Raw genomic sequence first — 20,072 nt, forward strand, 5'->3', positions numbered from 1 at the left:
CCTCCATGGCCAGGCACGTCCAGGCCATGGTCGAATTCCAGGACGCCGGCGCCGAGGTCTTCGACTACGGCAACTCCATCCGCGACGAGGCCCGCACGGGCGGCTACAACCGCGCGTTCGAGTTCCCCGGCTTCGTCCCGGCCTACATCCGCCCGCTGTTCTGCGAGGGCCTGGGCCCGTTCCGCTGGGTGGCGCTCTCCGGCGACCCGGAGGACATCGCCGTCACCGACAAGGCCATCAAGGAACTCTTCCCCGAGAACAAGCACCTGCACCGCTGGATCGACGCGGCACAGGAACGGGTCGAGTTCGAGGGCCTGCCGGCCCGGATCTGCTGGCTGGGCTACGGCGACCGCGCCAAAGCCGGGCTGCTGTTCAACCAACTCGTCAAGGAAGGCAAGGTCAAGGCCCCCATCGTGATCGGCCGCGACCACCTGGACTCCGGCTCCGTCGCCTCCCCGTACCGCGAAACCGAGGCCATGGCCGACGGCTCCGACGCCATCGCCGACTGGCCCCTGCTCAACGCCCTGCTCAACACCGCCTCCGGCGCCACCTGGGTCTCCATCCACCACGGCGGCGGCGTGGGAATCGGCCGCTCCATCCACGCCGGCCAGGTCTCAGTCGCCGACGGCACCGACCTCGCCGCGCAGAAGCTCGAACGCCTCCTCACCAACGACCCCGGCATGGGCGTCATCCGCCACGCCGACGCCGGCTACGACCGCGCCCTCGACGTCGCCAAAGAACGCGGCGTCCGCATCCCCATGCACGAGGCGAAGAACTAGAACCTCGCAAGCTCGGCCAGGGAACCCTGTCCGTGTGGCCCCAGAAACCCGCTAACCAAAGCCCCAAACCACATCGCCTGCTCCGTAACCGCCGTTTTGGGCCGCCAAAAGGGCACTTGCGGAGCAATCGATGAAAACGAGGTAGGAACATCATGACCATCACCACGCAAGCACCGCTCACCGTCACCCTCGGCTCCAGCGGCGTCACGCCCGAGGACGTTGTCGCCGTCGCCCGCCACAACGCCCAGGTGACCATCGCCCAGGAAGCGCTGGACACGGTGGCCAAAGTCCGCGCGCACATCGACGAACTGGCGCACAGCGAGACCCCCGCCTATGGCATCTCCACCGGCTTCGGTGCGCTGGCCAACCGGCACATCCCCAACGAGCTGCGCACCCAGCTGCAGAAATCGCTGATCCGCAGCCACGCAGCCGGCATGGGCCCGGCCGTGGAACGCGAGGTGGTCCGCGGCATCATGTTCCTGCGCGCCAAGACCCTCGCGTCCGGCCGCACCGGCGTCCGCCCCGTCGTCCTGCAGACCATGGTGGCCGTGCTCAACGCCGGCATCACACCGGTGGTCCGCGAGTTCGGCTCACTTGGCTGCTCCGGCGACCTCGCCCCCCTGTCCCACTGCGCCCTGGTCCTGATGGGCGAGGGCCAGGCGGAAGGGCCCGACGGCGTGACGTACGGCGGGCGGGGTGAGGCGCCTGTCGCCGAGCTGCTCGCCGGCCACGGCATCGAACCGGTCACCCTCGCCGAGAAGGAAGGCCTGGCGCTGGTCAACGGCACCGAGGGAATGCTGGGCATGCTCCTGATGGCCATCGCAGACCTTCGCCAGCTGCTGACGACGGCGGACATCACCGCCGCACTCAGTGTCGAGGCGCTGCTCGGTACAGACCAGGTCTTTGTGCCGGAGCTGCATGCGGCGCTGCGTCCGCACCCCGGCCAGGCCGCCAGCGCGGACAACATGCTGCGCGTGCTGTCGAACTCCCCGATCGTGGCCTCGCACCGGGTGGGCGATTCCAAAGTCCAGGACGCCTATTCGCTGCGCTGCGCACCCCAGGTGGCCGGGGCCGCCCGGGACACGGTGGACTACGCCGCCCTTGTGGCATCCCGCGAGCTCGCCGCAGCCATCGACAACCCGGTGGTCCTGCCGGACGGCCGCGTGAGCTCGAACGGCAACTTCCACGGCGCACCCGTGGCTTACGTCCTGGACTTCCTGGCCATCGCCGTCGCGGATCTCAGCTCCATCGCCGAACGCCGGACGGACCGCATGCTTGACCCGGCGCGTTCGCACGGGCTGCCGGCGTTCCTGGCCGCGGATCCGGGCGTGGACTCGGGCCTGATGATCGCACAGTACACACAGGCCGGACTGGTCTCGGACAACAAGCGCCTGGCCGTCCCGGCATCGGTGGATTCCATCCCCAGCTCCGCCATGCAGGAGGACCACGTGTCCATGGGCTGGCATGCGGCCCGGAAGCTGCGCAAAGCCGTGGAGAACCTGCGCCGCGTCCTGGCCATCGAACTGGTGACGAGCGCCCGCGCCATCGACATGCGGACGCAGCTGTCCGACGGCGAGCTCACTCCGGGCCCGGCAGGCGCTGCCGTGATCGGGGTGCTGCGGTCCGTCGTCGAAGGCCCGGGAACCGACCGGTTCCTGTCGCCGGAGCTGGAGGCGGCTGACCGTCTGGTTGCCTCAGGAAAGGTCCGTGCGGCCGCCGAATCCGCCGTCGGAATTCTCGCCTGAGCGGGAATATTCTTCGGTCCCGCCGCGAAATTCTGCCAATGTCGCAATATGGTGCAACACGAACAATTCGACGCCGGGAAGTGTAGTAGAACTGAAGGTGTAGTAAAAGTCACATCAAAGAGGCTGTGACGCAGGACGTATACAAAGGGGTAGTAGTTCAAATGAAAGCACGTGGGACTGTCCTGTCGAGGCGTAATGTCCATTCGGCCACCATCTCGGAGTGGGGAACGCTCAAAGCTGGGGACCAGGTGGAAATCATCAAACACGCGCACGTCATTGCGGCGGGCGAAGTGGAAGAAGTATCGCAGAGCGGGAACGTGCTGTGGCTCGTGCCGGCCACTCCCTCAGAAAAGGAACTCTTCCTTAAGTCCGACGGTGTAGAAGTCCGCAGGAGCTAGGAACGCAAGACCAAAACGCAAAAAGAGTCCCTGCCTTCCGTTACCGGAGGGCAGGGACTCTTGCGTGGATCGCGGACTGGATCGAAAGGCGAAGCTAGGGCCGGATCAGATTAGGCCGATGCTTTCGTAAGTTTCACCGAAGGGGACCGACTCGTCCAGGGCCACGGTGAAGCGTCCCGGACGCAGCCGCGTCACAAGGATGCCGCAGGCCGCGTCTTTTGCCGGCTCGATCAGCGTGGCAACAGCCTTGTCCAGGCCTTCGTGCATCTCCTTAGCAGTGGAAAACTGCAGGTCGATGGACAGGGTAGCTGGGGCTTCGACGGCCGCGGCGGCGGCCAGGGGGCGTTCCAATGTAGCTGCAGTCATGTGCCAATCTTTCTGTGTTTCGTGCCAAAGGGATCGATCAACTGTACCGGCTACGGATCTACAGATGTCAGATGACTGCTATCTCGCGCGCCCCAGACGCCAAAAATCCGAAGCTTGTTCGCCGAAACCGCGCCCTCGCGGCGTGGTCTCGCTAACAAACTTCGGATCTAAGGTATCGCCCTGATCAGCCCGTTATGCCCGCTTTGACGGCCAGAACGGGACAATCAGCCTCGAGCAGGATCCGCTGCGACGTGCTGCCCATGATCAGTTTGCCCACCGGCGTGCGGCGGCGAAGCCCGATCACGATGAGGTCGGCGTTGTGCTCCTCCGCGGCATCGAGGACCTCCGCTGCCGCGTCATGGCCACGGACCGGCTGCTTGATCACGTGGTTGATCCCGTGGGCGGCCAGGCGCGCCTCGATGCCCTGCATTTCGGGCTCCTGGGCGTACCGGTTGTCCACCAGGGCATCGCCCGTGGAGGAGTTGATGACCAGCAGGGTGGTGTTGCTCTTCCTGGCCTCGGCGATGGCCTGCGTCAGGGCCGCTTCGCCCTCTGGGGTCGGGACGTATCCCACCACGATCGTCATGGCTGTACCTCTTCTTCTGTCAGTTGATCTTCTGCTGCGGGGCGGATGCGGGGCTGCTGCGGGCAGATGCCCAGAACTGGTTAGCCGCCGCCGTCCCCGCCGCCGTCGGCCCGGTGGCTGCCATGGCTGACGCTGCCGCCAGAAGCTTCCGTCGGTTCGGATGCGCCGGAGCGGGCGGCGGGCATGGGGCTTGCCGCCGGGCGGTTGCGGCGGTACAGCTTGAACAGCAGCGGCCACATGAGGATGATCGCAATGATGACATAGACGCCGATGGCAATCGGTTCGCTAAAGAGCCCGGCCGGGTCGCCCGCGCTGAGCTGCAGTGTCCTGCGAAGCTGCCCTTCGATCCGCGGCCCCAGGATCACGCCAAGGATGAGCGGCAGTACAGGGAGTCCGAAACGGCGCATCATGAATCCCAGCGCACCCAGGGCCAGCAGAAGCACCAGATCGAACGCCTGCAGGTTCACGGAGTAGGCGCCCAAGGTAGCGAAGAACAGGATACCGGCGTAAAGGTAGGGTCGGGGCAGTTGCAGAAGCTTGGCCCAGAGTGGCGCAAGGGGCAGGTTGATGACCAGGAGCAGGAAGTTTCCGATGAAGAGGCTCGCGATCAGCGCCCAGACCAGCGGTCCTTCATTGGCGAACAGCAGGGGTCCCGGCTGGATGCCGTATGAAGCAAAGGCCGCCAGCATCACGGCTGCGGTCGCGTTGGTGGGCAGCCCCAGGGCCAGGAGGGGGGTCATAGTCCCGGCGGCCGCTGCATTGTTGGCAGCTTCCGGCCCGGCGACGCCCTCAATGGCGCCCTTGCCAAACTCCTCGGGGTGCTTGCTCAGGCGCTTCTCCGTGACGTAGGACAGGAACGTGGGGATCTCGGCGCCGCCGGCCGGAAGCGCACCGAACGGGAAACCGTACGCTGTTCCGCGGAGCCAAGGCTTCCAGGAGCGCTTCCAGTCCTGCTTGCCCATCCAGGGACGTCCTACGGGGATGATTTGCAGCGGATTGCGGCGCAGATGCGCGGCAACCCACAGTGCCTCGCCCACGGCGAAGATGGCCACTGCCACCACCACGATGTCCAGGCCGTCAGCCAGCAAGGGCTGGCCGAAGGTGAGACGGCGCTGGCCGGTAACGGAATCCATGCCGATCAGGCCGATCGCCAGCCCCAGGCCCAGGGAGGCAAAGCCCCTCAGGCGGGATGAGCCAAGGACGGCGGTGACTGCCAGGAGTGCCAGCACCATGATGGCAAAGTAGCTGGGCGCTCCAAGGCTGACGGCGAACTCCACCACAATCGGTGCGCAGACAGCCAGCAAAGCGGTGCCGATGGTTCCGGCCACGAACGAGCCGATGGCCGCCGTCGCCAGGGCCTGGGCGGCCCTGCCGGCTTTCGCCATCTTGTTGCCTTCAATGGCCGTCACCACGGACGACGATTCACCCGGGGTGTTGAGCAGAATGGAGGTAGTGGAGCCGCCGTACATCCCGCCGTAGTAGATACCGGCGAACATGATGAACGCGCTGGTGGGTTCCAATGCATAGGTAACCGGGAGGAGCAAGGCAACAGTCATGGCCGGGCCCAAGCCCGGGAGAACGCCGACGGCGGTTCCCAGGAGCACGCCGATCACCGCGTAGAGGAAATTCATGGGGGTCAGTGCGGTGGCAAAGCCGTCCATGAGGGAGGAGAAGACATCCATCAGAGAATCCCTTCCAGGAGTCCGGCGGGCAGCGGAATGCCGAGGCCCAGGTAGAAGCCATAAAAGGTGAGCACGGACAGGAGAACCGCAATGATGCCGTCACGTACGTAGTGCCGGCTCCCCAGGGCCCACGCACTACCCCAGAACAGCACGGTCCCCGAGATCACCCAGCCCGCCAAGTCGATCAACAGGATGTTGGCGACGAAGGCTCCCACCAGCGGCAGGACGGTCTTCCAGTCCGCGGGGTGGGTGAGGTCAACGTCCTCGCCGCCTTCGGCTTCGCCCTGTCCGCCGCGGAGCACGTTGATTGCCAACATGATTGAGCAGACGAAGAGTAGGCCGGCCACGATGTACGGCAGCGTCTTGGGTCCCACGGGATCCGACTGAGAATACGGGGTTACCAGGGCTATGGCATCCACCAGGACGAGGACGCCCGCCACTCCGAGCAGGAGGGCAACCCCCAGCTCGGAGCGGCCTTTGAGCCTGGAAGTCAAAGTTAGTGAGGAGCTCACGCCAGGCCAAGTTTCGTGAGGACGTCCGCCACCCGCTTGTCCTGCTCGGCCAGGAAGCTTTCAAACTTCTCACCGGTGACGAACGCGTCGGTCCAGCCGTGCGTCTTGAGGGCTTCCTTCCAGGCATCGGTGCCGTGCATCTTTTCGAGGGCGGCAATCAGCTTGGTTTTGTCGTCCTCGGAGATTCCGGGAGGCGCCACGATGCCGCGCCAGTTGGTGAACACCAGGTCAATGCCGGATTCCTTCAGCGTGGGAGCGTCAACACCTTCGAGCCGTTCGGCGCCGCTGATGGCAAGGACGCGGACCTCGCCGGACTGGATCTGCTGGAGGTACTCGCCGGCGCCCGAAGCCGCGAAGCCCACCTTGTTGCCCAGGATGGCCGGGAGGAGGTCCCCGCCGCCGTCGTAGGACACGAAGTTCACCTTGGTGGCGTCGATGCCAACCGCACCAGCAAGCTGCATGGGCAGCAGGTGGTCCGGGCCGCCCGGGGAGGAACCGCCGCCTACGGCGATAGAGCCCGGGTCAGCCTTCCAGGCCGTGACCAGGTCGTCGATGGTCTTGAAGGGCGAATCCTTGCTGACCATGATGGCGCCGGGCTCTTCGATGAGCTTGGCCAACGGGGTAGTGGCAGTCAGTTTGGATTCGGACTTGTTGGTGTAGCTCGCGCCCACCACCCCGAGTCCCATGAGCATGGTCAGGTCCCCGTTACCCTTTTCGTTGACGATGCGGGCCAGGCCCACGGTTCCGCCTGCTCCGGCAAGGTTGAAGACCTCGGTGTTGGTGGCGACCTTCTCGTCGTCAAGGACTTTCGCTGCGGCCCGGGCAGTGGTGTCGTACCCGCCGCCAGGGGTGTTGGGCACCATGATCTGGAGGCCCGTCACCGGGCCGGCAGCAGCGCCGGGGCTGGAGGTATTGGTGGAGCTGCTTCCGGTGGCACCGCAGCCGGTGGCCATCAGGGCGATGCCGGCGGCGACGGCGGCAACTCGCATTGCGCGGATCTGGCGCATGGTGTTCCTCTTTCATCAAAATTGATCAGCAGGGCTGACTTGTAGTTTCGATGCTAGGCCCCGGCGTGATGGGCATCACTCTTGTGTACGCAGAGAAAGTTAAGTTCATTGCGTTCACGTTCCGGCGTCCCTCTGCTAGGCGCTGCGGTATAGTTCCGGTACCCAGCGCGGGCACGCACCGGAGGCACACAATAACGCCTGAACCACCAGAGGAAACAACCACAGTGACTCGACGAAGAGGAATGTCCCTCGCTGGTCAGTACCTTGTTCTGCAGTTGCTGATAGTCCTGGCCGTCCTGGTGGCCGTGGTGGCCATCTCCCTGGCCCAGTCCGCCGCTGCCTTTGAACGGATCGAGGGCCGCCGGGCATTGTCCGCCGCCGAGGCGTTGGGAAATAACCCAACCGTGCGCGCACTGCTGCCTTCTGCCGAGCCACGTGGCGGAGCGGCCCTTCCGGCCGTGGCGGAGTCGGTTCGGACAGTCTCGGGATCGTCACAGGTGGCGCTGGCGAAGCTGGACGGTACGGTGGTGGCCTCGTCTGATCCCAGCCTGCTGGGCCAGCCGCTGGAACTTGGTGAGAGCCGCGTTATGGATGGCCGGGCCTGGACAGGCGTGGTGGACGGATCGGGCTCGGCCTTGCTGTCCGCCCACGTACCCGTCCTTGACGACGCGGGAAAAATGATCGGCATCGCGTCCATCAGCCGGAACTATCCTTCCACGCTGGAGCGGCTGGGCGACGCCGTTCCCAACCTCCTCACCTATCTCGGGGTGGCCAGTGTGCTGGGTGTTGCCGGGTCGCTTCTGTTGTCCCGCCGGGTGAAGCGGCAGACCCTGGGCATGGAACCGAGCGAAATCACCGGGCTGGTGGAAAACCGCGAGGCCATGCTGCATGGTCTGAAGGAAGGGGTGGTGGCGCTGGACCCGTACGAGCGGATCACCGTCGCCAATGACAGCGCCCGCGCACTGCTTGGCCTCCCTGCTGACTGTGTGGGCAAGCGACTCGCCGGCCTGTCCGTGGAGCCGGCCCTGAAGGAAGTCCTCACCCGCGAGCAGCCGGGGCCGGATCAGTTGGTGCTCGTTGGCGACCGGCTGGTGGTGCTGAACCGGGTGCCCATCCGTTCGCGCGGCCGCGACATCGGCTCCGTCACCACGCTGCGCGACCGCACGGAGCTGTCCGCGCTCGAGCGGGAACTCGGAGCCACCCGGACAGCTACTGATACGCTCCGCGCCCAGGCCCACGAATTCGCCAACCAGCTGCACGTGATCTCCGGCCTCATCCAGATCGGGGAATACGATTCCGTGGTCCAGTTCGTCAACGGTGCCACGCTGGACAGGACCCGGCTCAACGACGAGGTCACCAGCCGCATCGAGGACCCGGCGCTCGCCGCGCTCCTGATCGCCAAGTCGAGCCTGGCCACCGAACGCGGGGTCACCTTGCAGCTTGACCCGGAATCCGGGTTGGAGCGCGTTGATGATGAGCTGTCTCGGGACCTGACCACCGTCGTCGGAAACCTTGTGGACAACGCGTTCGACGCCGTCGCCGGGCTTCCGGACGCAGCGGTGAGGGTGTTCGTGGAGGACACGGCCGACGGCGTCACGGTCACCGTCCGCGATTCCGGCCCCGGCGTCACCGGAGATGCGGGGCAGATCTTCCGGCAGGGTTTCACCACCAAGAAGCCCGGCCCTGGCGGCAGCCGGGGCTTCGGCTTGGCGCTCTCCCGGGTGGTATGCCGGCGGAGCGGCGGCGACCTCACGGTGGCCAACGACAACGGGGCGGTCTTCACTGCCCGGCTGGAAAGAACACGGAGAATGCAGCAATGATCAAAGTCCTGATCGTCGATGACGACTTTATGGTGGCCAAGGTCCACGCAGGGTTCATTCAGCGGACTCCCGGGTTCGCCGTCGTCGGGGTGGCCCACACAGGTGCCCAGGCGGTCATCGAGACCGGGCGGCTGCAACCGGATCTGGTGCTGCTCGATATCCACCTGCCGGACATCAACGGCCTGGACCTCATGCACAAACTGCGCGAGGTGGCCCCTGAACTGGATGTCCTGGTGATCAGCGCCGCCCGCGAGGTGGACACGGTGCGAAAGGCCCTCCGCGGCGGGATTGTGCACTACCTCATCAAGCCCTTCTCGCAGACTGACCTGCAGGAACGGCTGGAGCACTACCGCAGCGCCTACCAGGGCCTTGACTCGGCCAAAGATGTGGCGGAGCAGTCGGATGTGAACCGGGTGTTCGGGCTGGACCGGACCGACCGGCCCCTGCCGAAGGGCTGCAGCATCGAAACGCTGAAGCTGGTGGAAGCTGCCCTTAAGGACGCCGACGGCGATCTTTCCGCCGCCGAAGTGGCCGTCCAGCTGGGCACGTCCCGGGTCAGTGCGCGCCGGTATCTTGAGTACCTTCACGACGAAGGCGTGCTGGAGGTCCGGCTCAGGTACGGCGTGGGCAGGCCCGAGCGGCGTTACGTGCTCAAGGCTTAGCCGCGCCGGCAGTCAGCATCCCCAGCGCGGGGACTTTAGCGCAGCAGCGTGTTCACCAGCCGCGCGGCAACCTTGGCGGTCCGGCCGTCAATGTCGAACTCCGGATTCAGTTCGGCCACGTCCAGGTGCAGGAGCTTGCCGCTTTCCGCCACCTGCCGGCAGGCCGCGCTGATTACAGGCAGCGGCACGCCGTAGGCGGCGGGTGCGCTCACCCCGGGAGCCACCGGCGCCGGCAGGACATCCAGGTCGATCGTCAGGTACAGCACGTCCAAGCCTGCCAGGAAGTCCGCCACAAACGCCGTCACGCGCTCCGCCGTGCAGTCCTCATCCAGCAGGTACCGCACGCCCAGCCGATCCGCTGTGTTGAAGAGTGACCGCGTGTTGTTCGGCTCGGAAATCCCGACGACGGCGTACCTGAATTCGCGCCCCGCGGCGGCTTCCGCCCGGGCCATCTGGAGGAACGGCGTCCCGGAACTGGGGAGAGGCTCATCGCGGAGGTCGAAGTGCGCGTCCAGGTTCAGGATGCCCAGCCGCTTTCCGCCGCGCACTGCGTCTGATCCGGCTACGCCCAGATAGCTTGCGAACGCAGTCTCGTGCCCGCCTCCCAGCACTACGGTGAGGCGGTCGGCGTCGAGCATGGCGGTTACCGCGTGCCCGGCACGGGCCTGGCCGGCCTCCAAGGCGCCTTCCGAGACCACGATGTCCCCGGCGTCGGACACGTTGCGGTCAAGGTGGAAGGCGACCGGGCCGAGCGCCGCCCGGATGGCGGCGGGCGCCAGCGCGGCTCCGGTCCGGCCCTTGTTGCGGCGCACACCCTCGTCGCTGGCGAAACCCAGGATCACCGCGGGGCGTGCAACGAGCGGTGTAGCAGGTCTGTGCCCAGGGCTGTCAGACGATTCAGTGCCGGGTGCGTAGGGCGAAACCGCCTGCCACCAGCGGCGGTGCTCGACGCCGTCGCCGTCGAACCGCCCCGTCCAGGGCTGCGGGGGCACGTCAACGGTGAGCTCAGGAGAAACCATTCCCCTAGCTCACCTCAGTCCGGGCCCGAAAACCAGCAGCGCCGCCGTCGGGCTGTCCGGAATCCCGGAAACACTACGCCGAGAGGGCCTTTCGCGGCAATGTTTCCAGGAGATACTGCCGCGACATGCCATCTCGGCGGGTGCGCGGGTGCGCGGACGGGCGGCGGGAACGCGAGCGAGCCGTCGCTACGGCATGCCCAGTGCAGCCTCGATCGGACCGACCGCGAAGAACAGCAGGAACGCGCCGGCCACCGCCCACATCAGCGGGTGGACGTCCTTGATGCGGCCCTGGAAAGTCCGGATGAGGACAAAAGCGATGAAGCCTGCGCCGAGACCGTTCGCGATGGAGTACGTGAAAGGCATCAGGGTGAAGGTCAGGAAGGCCGGGATGGCGATGCCCCAGTCCTGCCAGTCGATTTTGCCTACCTGGGAGACCATCATGAAGCCCACCACCACCAGGGCAGGGGCCACCGCCTCGAACGGAACGAGGTTGATCAGCGGGGTGAAAAACATGGCCACCAGGAACAGCAGGCCGGTGACGATGGAGGCCACACCGGTCCGCGCACCTTCGCCGATCCCGGCGCCGGCCTCAACGTAGATCTGGTTGGAGGAGACGGATGCGCCGCCACCCACGATGGCGCCCAGCGCGTCCACCTGCAGCACGCGGTCCACGTCCGGGATGTTGCCGTCCTTGTCCACCGTGCCGGCCTCATTGGCCAGCCCCACCATGGTGCCCATGGCGTCGAAGAAGATGCTGAGCAGGATCACGAAGGCCAGCAGCGTGGCGGCCACCAAGCCCAGATGTTCAAAAGCGCCGAACGGGTTGGCCTTGCCGATCAAGGACAGGTCCGGCGCGCTCCACTCCGTAAAGGACGGCGCCACCAAGGACCAGCCCTGCGGGTTGGATGTCTTGCCGTCAAAGCTAGGACCGATGTGGAGGGTCATTTCCAGGATCACCGAGATGACCGTGGACGTGATGATGCCGATCAGGATGGCGCCCTTGACCTTGCGGACCACCAGGGCGATGGTGAGGATCAGGCCGAACACAAAGACGGCAGTGGGCCAGCCCAGCAGCTTGCCGTCATAGCCCAGGCCCACCGGAACGGTGGTGCCGGCAATATCGGGGATCCGGCGGACAAAGCCGGCGTTGACCAGCCCGATCAGGGCGATGAACAGGCCGATGCCCACCACGATGGCGGTTTTGAGCCCGTCCGGGACGGCTTTGAAGACGGCGGTCCGGAAGCCGGTCAGGACCAGGATCAGCATGGTCACGCCGGACAGGACCACCAGGCCCATCATGTCCGGCCACGTCAGGCCCGGGTTCGTGGCCACGGTGACGGCCACAAACGCGTTGACGCCAAGGCCCGCGGCCAGCGCGAAGGGGTGCCTGCCCCAGGCTCCCATCAGGATGGTGAGGATGCCGGCCACAAAAGCCGTCACAGCTGCCACGGCGGTGAAGCCGAGTGTGTTGCCGCTGGAATCCGGGCCGGAGAGGATCAGGGGGTTAAGCACCACGATGTAGCTCATGGCGAAGAACGTGGCAAAACCACCGCGGATCTCGCGGGAGAGGTTGGACCCCCGCTCCGTAATCTTGAAGTACCGGTCCAAGGCAGAGCCCTGCTTATGCATTAGTCCTCCGGGAAAGTGTTGTTGGGGTACTTGAATCCTAGAGTGCGGCGGGACCGCGCCTAGAATGCGCGCCTAGAATGTCTGTCAGGAACCTCACAATGCCCGAGCAAATGTTGGAGACACCATGACCACTGCCACGACGACAGACCAGCAGCTTCCGTCGGCGCACGTCGCCGACAGCCACGATCTGATCAGTGTGCAGGGCGCCCGGGAGAACAACCTCAAGGACATCAGCATCGAGATCCCCAAGCGGCGCCTGACGGTGTTCACCGGGGTGTCCGGATCGGGCAAGAGCTCACTGGTGTTCGCGACGATCGCCGCCGAGTCCCAGCGGATGATCAACGAGACCTACAGCGCCTTTGTGCAGGGGTTTATGCCCAACCTGGCGCGGCCCGACGTGGACCACCTTGAGGGGCTGACCACGGCGATCATCGTTGACCAGGAGCGGATGGGCGCGAACCCCCGTTCCACGGTGGGCACTGCCACGGACGCCAATGCCATGCTCCGGATCCTCTTCAGCCGGCTGGGAACCCCGTACGTCGGGCCGCCCACGGCGTTTTCCTTCAACGTCCCGACACGGAAGGCCAGCGGTGTGATGAGCACCGAGAAGGCCGGCGGCCGGGTCGAGAAGGCCGTGGTGCAGAACGTTGTTTACCTGGGCGGCATGTGTGCGCGCTGCGAGGGCATGGGCTCGGTCTCCGACTTTGAGCTCACCGCTTTGTACGACGACAGCAAGTCGCTCGGCGACGGTGCGCTGACCGTCCCCGGCTACAGCATGGACGGCTGGTACGGCCGGCTGTTCGAGGGCATGGGCCTCCCGATGGACAAGCCGATTGCCACGTTCACGAAGAAGCAGCTCGAGACGATGCTGTACTCCGAGCCCACCAAGATCAAGGTTGAGGGCATCAACCTCACGTTCGAGGGCATCATCCCCAAGATCCAGAAGTCCATGCTGTCCAAGGACGTCGAGGCGATGCAGCCACACGTGCGGCGCTTCGTGGAGAGCGCCATCACTTTCCAGGCCTGCCCCGAGTGCGAGGGCACGCGGCTCAGCCCCGAGGCCAGGTCGTCGAAGATCCAGGGCAAGAACATCGCCGATCTCTGCGAGATGCAGATCAGCGACCTGGCCGAGTGGGTCCGCGAACTCGACGAGCCGTCGGTTGCGCCGCTCCTCAAGGGCCTGCGGCACCTCCTCGACTCGTTCGCCGAGATCGGGTTGGGTTACCTCTCGCTGGACCGGCCGGCCGGCACGCTGTCGGGCGGCGAGGCGCAGCGGACCAAGATGATCCGGCACCTGGGTTCGTCCCTCACGGACGTCACCTACGTTTTCGACGAGCCGACAATTGGCCTGCACCCGCATGACATCGAGCGGATGAACCAGCTGCTGCTGCAGCTGCGGGATAAGGGCAACACCGTTCTCGTCGTCGAGCACAAGCCCGAGACCATCGCCATCGCTGACCACATTGTCGATCTCGGTCCCGGTGCCGGCATCGCGGGGGGCAACGTTTGCTTCGAGGGCAGCGTGGAGGGGCTGCGGGGGAGCGACACCATCACCGGCCGCCACCTCGATGACCGGGCGAGGGTCAGGGGATCCGTGCGTGCCTCCTCCGGAGTCCTCGAGGTGCGTGGTGCCTCCACGCACAACCTCCAGGACGTGGACGTCGACGTTCCGCTCGGCGTGCTCTGCGTGGTGACAGGTGTCGCGGGTTCCGGCAAGAGCTCGCTGATCCACGGTTCCGTGGCAGGACGTGACGGTGTGGTGGTAGTCGACCAGGGCGCCATCAAGGGCTCGCGCCGCAGCAACCCCGCCACCTACACGGGCCTGCTCGAGCCCATCCGCAAGGCTTTCGCGAAGGCCAACGGCGTGAAGCCGGCGCTGTTCAGCTCCAACTCCGAAGGTGCCTGCCCCACCTGCAACGGCGCGGGCGTCATCTTCACAGAGCTGGGCGTGATGGCCACCGTCGAGTCCACGTGCGAGGACTGCGAGGGCCGGCGGTTCCAGTCGTCCGTGCTGGAATACACGCTGGGCGGACGCAACATTTCGGAGGTGCTGGCCATGTCCATGACGGAGGCTGAGGTTTTCTTCAGCGAAGGGGAGGCCCGCACGCCCGCGGCCCACACGATCCTGGACCGGCTCGTCGACGTCGGGCTCGGGTACCTGACCCTCGGCCAGCCGCTCACCACGCTGTCCGGCGGCGAGCGGCAGCGCGTCAAGCTGGCCACCCAGATGGCCGAGAAGGGCGACGTCTACGTCCTCGACGAACCAACCACCGGCCTCCACCTCGCCGACGTCGAGAACCTGCTGGGCCTCCTTGACCGCCTCGTTGAGTCCGGCAAATCCGTCATCGTCATCGAGCATCACCAGGCGGTCATGGCGCACGCCGACTGGATCATCGACCTCGGCCCAGGCGCAGGGCACGACGGCGGCAAGGTCGTTTTCGAGGGGACGCCCGCCGAGCTCGTGGCCGCCAAGTCCACGCTCACCGGCAAGCACCTCGCGGCTTACGTCGCCGGCTGAATGCCGGTGCCCCGGGCAGCGTGCACGGCCGCTGCCCGGGAAGTTCGCCTAGGCTTGAAGGACGCCAACCCAAGGGAGCAGTACACCGATGCGATCCATCCGCCGCCAGTTGCTGAGCGTTGTGCTCGGGACCTTCGTTCTCGCCGCCGCGCTGCTGGGATTTTCTGCCCCCGCTTCGGCACACGATGCCGCCGAGTCCAGCAGCCCCGCGCAGGGCGCCACGGTGGCCACGACGCCGGAGCAGGTGTCCGTCACGTTCAATAAGAACCCGTTGGGCATCGGCGCACAGTTCTCCGTCAAGGATTCCGCAGGTGCCGAGTGGGCGGACGGCGCTGTTGAGATCGTGGACAGCACAGCCACCCAGAAGCTCAAGGCCGGCGCTCCGGCGGGCGCATACACGGTGGCCTGGCGGGTGGTCAGCTCGGATTCCCACCCGATCGAGGGGACGTTCGGCTTCACGGCGACCGCCGTTGCGGCGGGAGCCGCGCCCTCGGGAACATCGGCGGCGGGAGCATCGCCGTCGGCCGCTATTCCTACGATGGGAACCGCGCAGCCGGGAACGGTGGCGGCTCCGGTGCCGGCTGAAGACGCGTCCGAACCGTTCCCCTGGAGCCTGGTGATCTTTGCTGCGGTGGCCGTGGGGCTGCTGGTGGCCATCGGAATCCTGGCGAAGCGCCGCCTCACCGCAGGAAGCGACGCCGAAGACGACCAACAGGCTTAGACGGCTGCGGCGCTTTCCGGGTGGACCGTGGCCGAGATGGCTTGGCCCACGGTCTTCGCCTGACGCAGGACTTCCTTCGGTGAGGGCGTGATGAGCTCGCCCACTCCCACGAGGTAGATGCCGATCTTCCGCATGGCTGCCACCAGGTTGCGGCCAACCGTGATCCCGAAGTCGCTGAGCATACGCCGGAGCTGGCTGTGCGCGCACCGGGTCAGAACAATGTTGTCTGCCAGCAGGATCCCGTTGGGCGTATGGACTTCCCACTGGCCGGACAGGGAGCCGGCGGCTGTTCCCGTACTGGTTCCGCCGGGTGCGCCGCCCACCATGGTCAGCTGAACCGCCCGCGTGTTGTTGCGGACATCCATGTGGTGGCTGGCGGCGTAGTTGCGCAGGTGGCGGAGGATCTCGTTGCGTTCCCGGAGGGAGTCGGAGTCTGCTGCGTCGCAGCGCTGCAGTGAAGCGGTGTTGGCCGGTTGCCCGGCGCCGAGGATGTCGAGCCCGTCCACCACGATGGCGTCCACGCCGCGGCGGCGCAGTTCTGCGCCAACAGCCAGGCCTGAGAGCCCCGTGCCGATGATCACCGTGGTCGTCCGTTCGGTCCCGCCATTCACAGGCATGCTTGACACTACAGTTTTCCTCCTTCAAAGGCTTACGGATGCAGGCAGCGTCGCCCCGCACGCGATCCGTTACCCCCAAAGTCCGGCCGCAGCACCGGCCCGGGACGCTCCTTGAATTGGGCGTCGGCGGACCGGCAGTGCCTCGAAGACTACAGAACATTCAGGGCCGTGGATAGCCCAAACACAAACATTCTTCTCCGCGATGAATACGCTTCCCGCTCCGTTCGCCGTGGGCTGTGGATAACCGGCCATCCGGCGGCCCGCGGCCGCTTGCTAAGTGTCCACGGACCGAGAATAGTGAGAAGCGGAAACAGGGTTCTCCAGCCCGTCGGGGCCCACATCGCGGCCGGTGCGGGCGGAGGGCGCCGCGTCTGGCAGAATAGCCGCAACATAAGGCAGTATCGCAAGGAGGCGGCCCCATGGGCGCACATGAGTTGCATCCGGATCCGGAACAGGACAGGGCCGGTAATTCGGCTTCTCCGGTGGGGATTGTTGTTGGCGTGGATGGTTCCGACCACGGCCAGTGCGCTTTGGTGTGGGCGGCCCGGGAAGCCGAGCGCCGCCGTCGGCCTTTGCATATTGTCACCGCGTATTCAGTACCGATCTTTGCGGCGTCCGGCCTTGACGGCGGGTACGCCACCGTAGACGATTCCGTGATCCGGGAGGGCGCTGAAGCGATCGTCAAGCAAGCGCTGGACAAAGTTTCCGGCTACAACATCGAGGTTGACGGCTCCGTGGAGAATGGAGACGCCTCGGGCGTGCTCCTGGAGATGTCCGAGACAGCCGATCTGCTGGTGTTCGGCACCCGCGGCCGTGGCGGATTTGTGGGACGCCTGCTGGGCTCGGTGAGCAGCGCCCTGCCGGCGCACGCCAAGTGCCCCACGGTCACGGTGCCGCTGGTGTGCTCGGACCGGCTGGGCGAAACCACCGAAGACAAGCGCATCAGGGCCGAGCAGGCCAAGCCAGGGCACCTGCAGGTTGAGAACGTTGTAGTGGTGGGCGTGGACGGGTCCGAACAGGCGCGGATCGCCGTGCTGGAGGCTGCCGACCAGGCTGAGCGGCTCGGGGCAACGCTGCGCGTGATCTGTGCCGTGCCGCAGTTCAGCGGCTCCATGGCCTGGGTTCCGGCCCCCATGGACCGTGAAGCCCTCTTCGATGACATCCGGATCCAACTTAACGCCGGGATGGCCTGGCTCAAGAGCCATTACCCGAACCTTTCCGTGGAGTCGGAACTGCTGGACGGCTCAGCCGTGGACGTCCTCGTGGAGGCCAGCCGGCACGTAGAGCTGATAGTGGTGGGCACCCGGGGCCGTGGCGGGTTCACCGGCATGCTCCTGGGTTCCACGTCCGGTGGCGTGCTGCACCATGCCAAGAGTCCGGTCCTGGTGGTTCCGGACCGCGACGATCCGCGGCTGGCGGACCGGGCGCAGTTCGGACCGATCCCCGGCGCAGCCTGACCCGTCACCTTCGGAGCATGAGGCATGAAAATGCCTGACACCGGCAGCCCGCCTCCCATCCTCGGATTGGAGGCGGTTACCGCAGCAATGGTTCCCCTGGTGGGTGGCAAAGCGGCAAACCTGGGGGAGCTGCTCGCCGCTGGCCTGCCAGTGCCGGACGGTTTCTGCCTCACCACGGAGGCCTACCGCCACGCGGCCGCGGGCGGCCCGCTCGCCGAAGTCCACGCGGCTCTGAAGGCAACGCCCGACGGCGACCTCCCCGCCTTGGCTGCGCTGGCGTTCCGGGCACGGGACATTATCCGAAAGGTCCCGGTCCCCGCCGAGGTGGCCGTCGCCGTCGAACAGGCCTACGCAGCCTTGGGAGACAACGTTCCGGTGGCCGTCCGGTCTTCTGCGACCGCGGAGGATCTTCCGTCGGCGAGCTTCGCCGGCCAGCAGGACACCTACCTCAATGTCGTAGGGGCCGCCCGCGTCGTGGAACACCAATTGCTGTAGAAGTGCGAGCTGGCCGCCGTCGGCTTCTGCGGGCTGGCCGGCAGGCAAAGTGGCAGATCTTTCGGGCGAGCGTCGCCTTGAGGAGAGCCGGAAGACATGTGTGTGGTCCTCGGGGCCGAGCCGGAGTGCATTCGCAATGGCCTCAAGGATTTCCTCCGAAGCTCCTTTCGCCCGTCCCTGCTCCAGCCAGGTGTACCAAGACACTCCCACGTTCGCGAGAACCGCGACTTCTTCGCGCCGGAGTCCGGGAGTCCGGCGTCGGGTGCTTGCAGGTAACCCTATGTCCTCCGGGCGGGTCTGTTCTCGGCGCGTGCGGAGGAAGTTGCCAAGGCGCACGTGGTTGGACAACGGTTCATCTGTACGCATGGATACTCCAATATTGACGCGCGTCCGGCCGGCCACTTTTGTAGTGGTCGGCCGGACGAACCGGTGAGCAGGGTCTTGCCTCTGGATCCTTAAGATTCCCGGCTATTGCAGGACACGCTCCCGTTCGGAGCGGACGTCGAGCAGTGCATATTCCTGCAAGGCCAGGCGTGTAGCCTCTTCCGGGGCTATGCACGGCTCAAGGCTGAACAGGGCGGCGATCTGCTCGAGTCGTTCCTCGACCGAGCCGGAGACCACGTAGAACGGGATGCCCAGTTCGCCCATGGTCTCCTGCAGGATCGAATCGGACATGTTCCGGAACTGGTCGTTGACCGGGCGGTGCCCGTCGGCAGAAAGCGGCAGCTCGTTCTTCAGGTGCACGAAGACATCGAAGGAGTCCTTTACATGCCTCTTAAAGCTGTTGCCGAGGCTCGCCATCACCTCTTCAAAGAAAGCCAGTTCCGCCGTCTTTTCAACTGTTTCCCCGGCCTTCAGCTGCACCGAGGCGCTGGGGTTCAAGCCGAGAGAAACCCGCACCGACCCGTAGATCCATTCCTGCAGCGAGGACCCGTCCGAAACGAAGCCGTCCGACAGCTTGTCCTCATAAACAGCCCGTTCCACGTGACGTGTCACGATCATCTGAATAAGTTCAGCTGCGGTGCATTCCTCGAGTGTCTTCCCCGGCGCGGCCTCCGGGAGGATTTCCCGCATAGTCCTGGCCTTGGTCCTAGGCAGCCCGGTGTAGTGGGACAAAGCCATCGAGGTGAACGTCTTGCCCGAGGAATAGGTACCCNAAACAGCCCGTTCCACGTGACGTGTCACGATCATCTGAATAAGTTCAGCTGCGGTGCATTCCTCGAGTGTCATCCCCGGCGCGGCCTCCGGGAGGATTTCCCGCATAGTCCTGGCCTTGGTCCTAGGCAGCCCGGTGTAGTGGGACAAAGCCATCGAGGTGAACGTCTTGCCCGAGGAATAGGTACCCGAAATGCGGATGCGAACTGCGTCCGCCTTAGTCGNCGAAATGCGGATGCGAACTGCGTCCGCCTTAGTCGTTGACGAGCTGAAGGGTTCCAACGGCGCTGAGCTTGCCGGCGAACTCGAAGGCCGCGTCGGTGAGCTCGGCCTCTGCAACCTTGCGCGTGCCGTCCACGTCACCGTTGAGGACCGTAGGGGCGAATCGGACATGGGTGGCGTCCTCGATACCCACGAAGTTCAGCCAGTCCGCGAAGAAAGTGCTGCTGAAATCAGATCCGAAGGCTGCCGGAACACCGGGGGCGTAGACACCGCTGGTGTGGATGGCGAGGGCCTGCTTGCCCTCCATCAGGCCGCGGTAGCCCTTTTCGGGGTCGAACCCAAAGCTCCAACCGGGCTGGGTAATGATGTCGATCCACTGCTTCAGGACGTAGGGAACACCGGCATTCCACATGGGGATGTTGAAGACGTAGGCGTCGGCGGCGGCGAACTGGTCGAACACGGCTCGGGCTGATTCCCAGGCGGTGATCTGTTCCGGTGTCTGGTCCTGGCCGGAGAAAACAGCCATCTTGGCAGCGGCTGCAGTGCGGCCGAAAACGGGCAGCGCACCGTCGTTGAACAGGTCCAGGGTCTCCAACTCAAAGCTCTCCGGACCGGCAGCCTGGACAGAATCGATAAAATGCCGGGCCAACCGAAGGGAGTCGCTGTTGGCGTAGCGGGGAGA

19 protein-coding genes and 1 pseudogene are annotated in these 20,072 nt (G+C 65.7%); 9 read left to right on the forward strand and 11 right to left on the reverse strand.

Features of this window, described 5'->3' with window-relative positions:
* From hutU to ACZYZ4_RS18625, 3 genes are all read left to right on the forward strand, one after another.
* A partial coding sequence (gene hutU / locus ACZYZ4_RS18615) for a urocanate hydratase (protein ID WP_463863241.1) occupies positions 1–779 on the forward strand: 779 nt, incomplete at its 5' end.
* Between the two features lie 152 nt (positions 780–931).
* Complete coding sequence (hutH, locus tag ACZYZ4_RS18620) at positions 932–2,524, forward strand: histidine ammonia-lyase (protein ID WP_463863243.1); 1,593 nt, start codon at positions 932–934, stop codon at positions 2,522–2,524.
* Between the two features lie 161 nt (positions 2,525–2,685).
* Positions 2,686–2,922, forward strand: a complete 237-nt coding sequence (locus ACZYZ4_RS18625) for a hypothetical protein (RefSeq protein WP_463863245.1) — start codon at positions 2,686–2,688, stop codon at positions 2,920–2,922.
* 105 nt (positions 2,923–3,027) lie between these two features.
* Here the strand turns inward: ACZYZ4_RS18625 and ACZYZ4_RS18630 are convergent, their stop codons facing one another.
* The 5 genes from ACZYZ4_RS18630 to ACZYZ4_RS18650 form a co-directional block, all read right to left on the reverse strand.
* Complete coding sequence (locus ACZYZ4_RS18630) at positions 3,028–3,288, reverse strand: hypothetical protein (RefSeq protein ID WP_463863247.1); 261 nt, start codon at positions 3,286–3,288, stop codon at positions 3,028–3,030.
* Positions 3,289–3,472: 184 nt separating this feature from the next.
* Positions 3,473–3,874 carry a universal stress protein gene (locus ACZYZ4_RS18635; protein WP_463863249.1) on the reverse strand — a complete coding sequence of 134 codons (402 nt, stop codon included), beginning with the start codon at positions 3,872–3,874 and terminating at the stop codon, positions 3,473–3,475.
* Positions 3,875–3,954: 80 nt separating this feature from the next.
* Positions 3,955–5,556 carry a tripartite tricarboxylate transporter permease gene (locus tag ACZYZ4_RS18640; RefSeq protein ID WP_463863250.1) on the reverse strand — a complete coding sequence of 534 codons (1,602 nt, stop codon included), beginning with the start codon at positions 5,554–5,556 and terminating at the stop codon, positions 3,955–3,957.
* Positions 5,556–6,068, reverse strand: coding sequence for a tripartite tricarboxylate transporter TctB family protein (locus ACZYZ4_RS18645; protein ID WP_463863252.1), 513 nt, complete (start codon positions 6,066–6,068; stop codon positions 5,556–5,558). Before ACZYZ4_RS18645 ends, ACZYZ4_RS18640 begins: the two co-directional genes overlap by 1 nt.
* A complete protein-coding gene (locus ACZYZ4_RS18650; protein ID WP_463863254.1) occupies positions 6,065–7,075 on the reverse strand; it encodes a Bug family tripartite tricarboxylate transporter substrate binding protein in 1,011 nt (336 codons plus the stop codon). Before ACZYZ4_RS18650 ends, ACZYZ4_RS18645 begins: the two co-directional genes overlap by 4 nt.
* 242 nt (positions 7,076–7,317) lie before the next feature.
* Here ACZYZ4_RS18650 and ACZYZ4_RS18655 point away from each other — a divergent pair, with 242 nt between their 5' ends.
* Both ACZYZ4_RS18655 and ACZYZ4_RS18660 read left to right on the forward strand, forming a co-directional pair.
* On the forward strand, positions 7,318–8,895 hold the full coding sequence (locus ACZYZ4_RS18655; protein ID WP_463863256.1) for a sensor histidine kinase: 1,578 nt from the start codon (positions 7,318–7,320) through the stop codon (positions 8,893–8,895).
* A complete protein-coding gene (locus ACZYZ4_RS18660) occupies positions 8,892–9,557 on the forward strand; it encodes a response regulator (protein ID WP_463863258.1) in 666 nt (221 codons plus the stop codon). Before ACZYZ4_RS18655 ends, ACZYZ4_RS18660 begins: the two co-directional genes overlap by 4 nt.
* A gap of 35 nt (positions 9,558–9,592) precedes the next feature.
* Here ACZYZ4_RS18660 and hutG read toward each other — a convergent pair whose 3' ends face one another.
* A complete protein-coding gene (gene hutG / locus ACZYZ4_RS18665) occupies positions 9,593–10,576 on the reverse strand; it encodes a formimidoylglutamase (RefSeq protein ID WP_463863259.1) in 984 nt (327 codons plus the stop codon).
* Positions 10,577–10,762: 186 nt separating this feature from the next.
* The gene (locus ACZYZ4_RS18670) at positions 10,763–12,205 is read right to left on the reverse strand and encodes an NCS2 family permease (protein ID WP_463863261.1); all 1,443 of its coding nucleotides are present in this window, start codon (positions 12,203–12,205) and stop codon (positions 10,763–10,765) included.
* Between the two features lie 124 nt (positions 12,206–12,329).
* On the opposite strand from ACZYZ4_RS18670, the gene ACZYZ4_RS18675 reads away from it, so the two are divergent.
* A complete protein-coding gene (locus ACZYZ4_RS18675; RefSeq protein WP_463863263.1) occupies positions 12,330–14,723 on the forward strand; it encodes an ATP-binding cassette domain-containing protein in 2,394 nt (797 codons plus the stop codon).
* An 88-nt stretch (positions 14,724–14,811) separates the two neighbouring features.
* A complete protein-coding gene (locus tag ACZYZ4_RS18680) occupies positions 14,812–15,444 on the forward strand; it encodes a copper resistance CopC family protein (protein WP_463863265.1) in 633 nt (210 codons plus the stop codon).
* On the opposite strand, the gene ACZYZ4_RS18685 is transcribed toward ACZYZ4_RS18680, so the two are convergent.
* Positions 15,441–16,061 carry an NAD(P)/FAD-dependent oxidoreductase gene (locus tag ACZYZ4_RS18685; protein ID WP_463863275.1) on the reverse strand — a complete coding sequence of 207 codons (621 nt, stop codon included), beginning with the start codon at positions 16,059–16,061 and terminating at the stop codon, positions 15,441–15,443. The two genes, ACZYZ4_RS18680 and ACZYZ4_RS18685, sit on opposite strands and share 4 nt — an antisense overlap.
* A 419-nt stretch (positions 16,062–16,480) precedes the next feature.
* On the opposite strand from ACZYZ4_RS18685, the gene ACZYZ4_RS18690 reads away from it, so the two are divergent.
* Both ACZYZ4_RS18690 and ACZYZ4_RS18695 read left to right on the forward strand, forming a co-directional pair.
* Positions 16,481–17,518: a universal stress protein gene (locus ACZYZ4_RS18690; protein ID WP_463863267.1), complete on the forward strand. Its 1,038-nt coding sequence runs from the start codon at positions 16,481–16,483 to the stop codon at positions 17,516–17,518.
* Between the two features lie 30 nt (positions 17,519–17,548).
* Positions 17,549–18,013 carry a PEP/pyruvate-binding domain-containing protein gene (locus tag ACZYZ4_RS18695; protein ID WP_463863269.1) on the forward strand — a complete coding sequence of 155 codons (465 nt, stop codon included), beginning with the start codon at positions 17,549–17,551 and terminating at the stop codon, positions 18,011–18,013.
* Positions 18,014–18,127: 114 nt separating this feature from the next.
* On the opposite strand, the pseudogene ACZYZ4_RS18700 reads toward ACZYZ4_RS18695, so the two are convergent.
* The 3 genes and pseudogenes from ACZYZ4_RS18700 to ACZYZ4_RS18710 all read right to left on the reverse strand — a co-directional run.
* Positions 18,128–18,379, reverse strand: a pseudogene (locus ACZYZ4_RS18700) (helix-turn-helix domain-containing protein); the annotation flags it as partial.
* 102 nt (positions 18,380–18,481) lie between these two features.
* Positions 18,482–19,324 carry an AAA family ATPase gene (locus tag ACZYZ4_RS18705; RefSeq protein WP_463863271.1) on the reverse strand — a complete coding sequence of 281 codons (843 nt, stop codon included), beginning with the start codon at positions 19,322–19,324 and terminating at the stop codon, positions 18,482–18,484.
* A gap of 97 nt (positions 19,325–19,421) precedes the next feature.
* Positions 19,422–20,072: FMN-dependent NADH-azoreductase (locus tag ACZYZ4_RS18710; RefSeq protein WP_463863273.1), on the reverse strand; the 651-nt coding region annotated here is incomplete at its 5' end.

The organism is Pseudarthrobacter adonitolis, assembly GCF_055412845.1.

What these genes read in the sequence shown, in the direction of transcription:
- hutH (WP_463863243.1), top strand. Translation starts at nt 932, where the DNA reads ATGACCATCACCACGCAAGCACCGCTCACCGTCACCCTCGGCTCCAGC.
- ACZYZ4_RS18625 (WP_463863245.1), top strand. Translation starts at nt 2,686, where the DNA reads ATGAAAGCACGTGGGACTGTCCTGTCGAGGCGTAATGTCCATTCGGCC.
- ACZYZ4_RS18630 (WP_463863247.1), bottom strand. Translation starts at nt 3,288, where the DNA reads ATGACTGCAGCTACATTGGAACGCCCCCTGGCCGCCGCCGCGGCCGTC.
- ACZYZ4_RS18635 (WP_463863249.1), bottom strand. Translation starts at nt 3,874, where the DNA reads ATGACGATCGTGGTGGGATACGTCCCGACCCCAGAGGGCGAAGCGGCC.
- ACZYZ4_RS18640 (WP_463863250.1), bottom strand. Translation starts at nt 5,556, where the DNA reads ATGGATGTCTTCTCCTCCCTCATGGACGGCTTTGCCACCGCACTGACC.
- ACZYZ4_RS18650 (WP_463863254.1), bottom strand. Translation starts at nt 7,075, where the DNA reads ATGCGCCAGATCCGCGCAATGCGAGTTGCCGCCGTCGCCGCCGGCATC.
- ACZYZ4_RS18655 (WP_463863256.1), top strand. Translation starts at nt 7,318, where the DNA reads ATGTCCCTCGCTGGTCAGTACCTTGTTCTGCAGTTGCTGATAGTCCTG.
- ACZYZ4_RS18660 (WP_463863258.1), top strand. Translation starts at nt 8,892, where the DNA reads ATGATCAAAGTCCTGATCGTCGATGACGACTTTATGGTGGCCAAGGTC.
- hutG (WP_463863259.1), bottom strand. Translation starts at nt 10,576, where the DNA reads ATGGTTTCTCCTGAGCTCACCGTTGACGTGCCCCCGCAGCCCTGGACG.
- ACZYZ4_RS18670 (WP_463863261.1), bottom strand. Translation starts at nt 12,205, where the DNA reads ATGCATAAGCAGGGCTCTGCCTTGGACCGGTACTTCAAGATTACGGAG.
- ACZYZ4_RS18675 (WP_463863263.1), top strand. Translation starts at nt 12,330, where the DNA reads ATGACCACTGCCACGACGACAGACCAGCAGCTTCCGTCGGCGCACGTC.
- ACZYZ4_RS18680 (WP_463863265.1), top strand. Translation starts at nt 14,812, where the DNA reads ATGCGATCCATCCGCCGCCAGTTGCTGAGCGTTGTGCTCGGGACCTTC.
- ACZYZ4_RS18685 (WP_463863275.1), bottom strand. Translation starts at nt 16,061, where the DNA reads ATGCCTGTGAATGGCGGGACCGAACGGACGACCACGGTGATCATCGGC.
- ACZYZ4_RS18690 (WP_463863267.1), top strand. Translation starts at nt 16,481, where the DNA reads ATGGGCGCACATGAGTTGCATCCGGATCCGGAACAGGACAGGGCCGGT.
- ACZYZ4_RS18695 (WP_463863269.1), top strand. Translation starts at nt 17,549, where the DNA reads ATGCCTGACACCGGCAGCCCGCCTCCCATCCTCGGATTGGAGGCGGTT.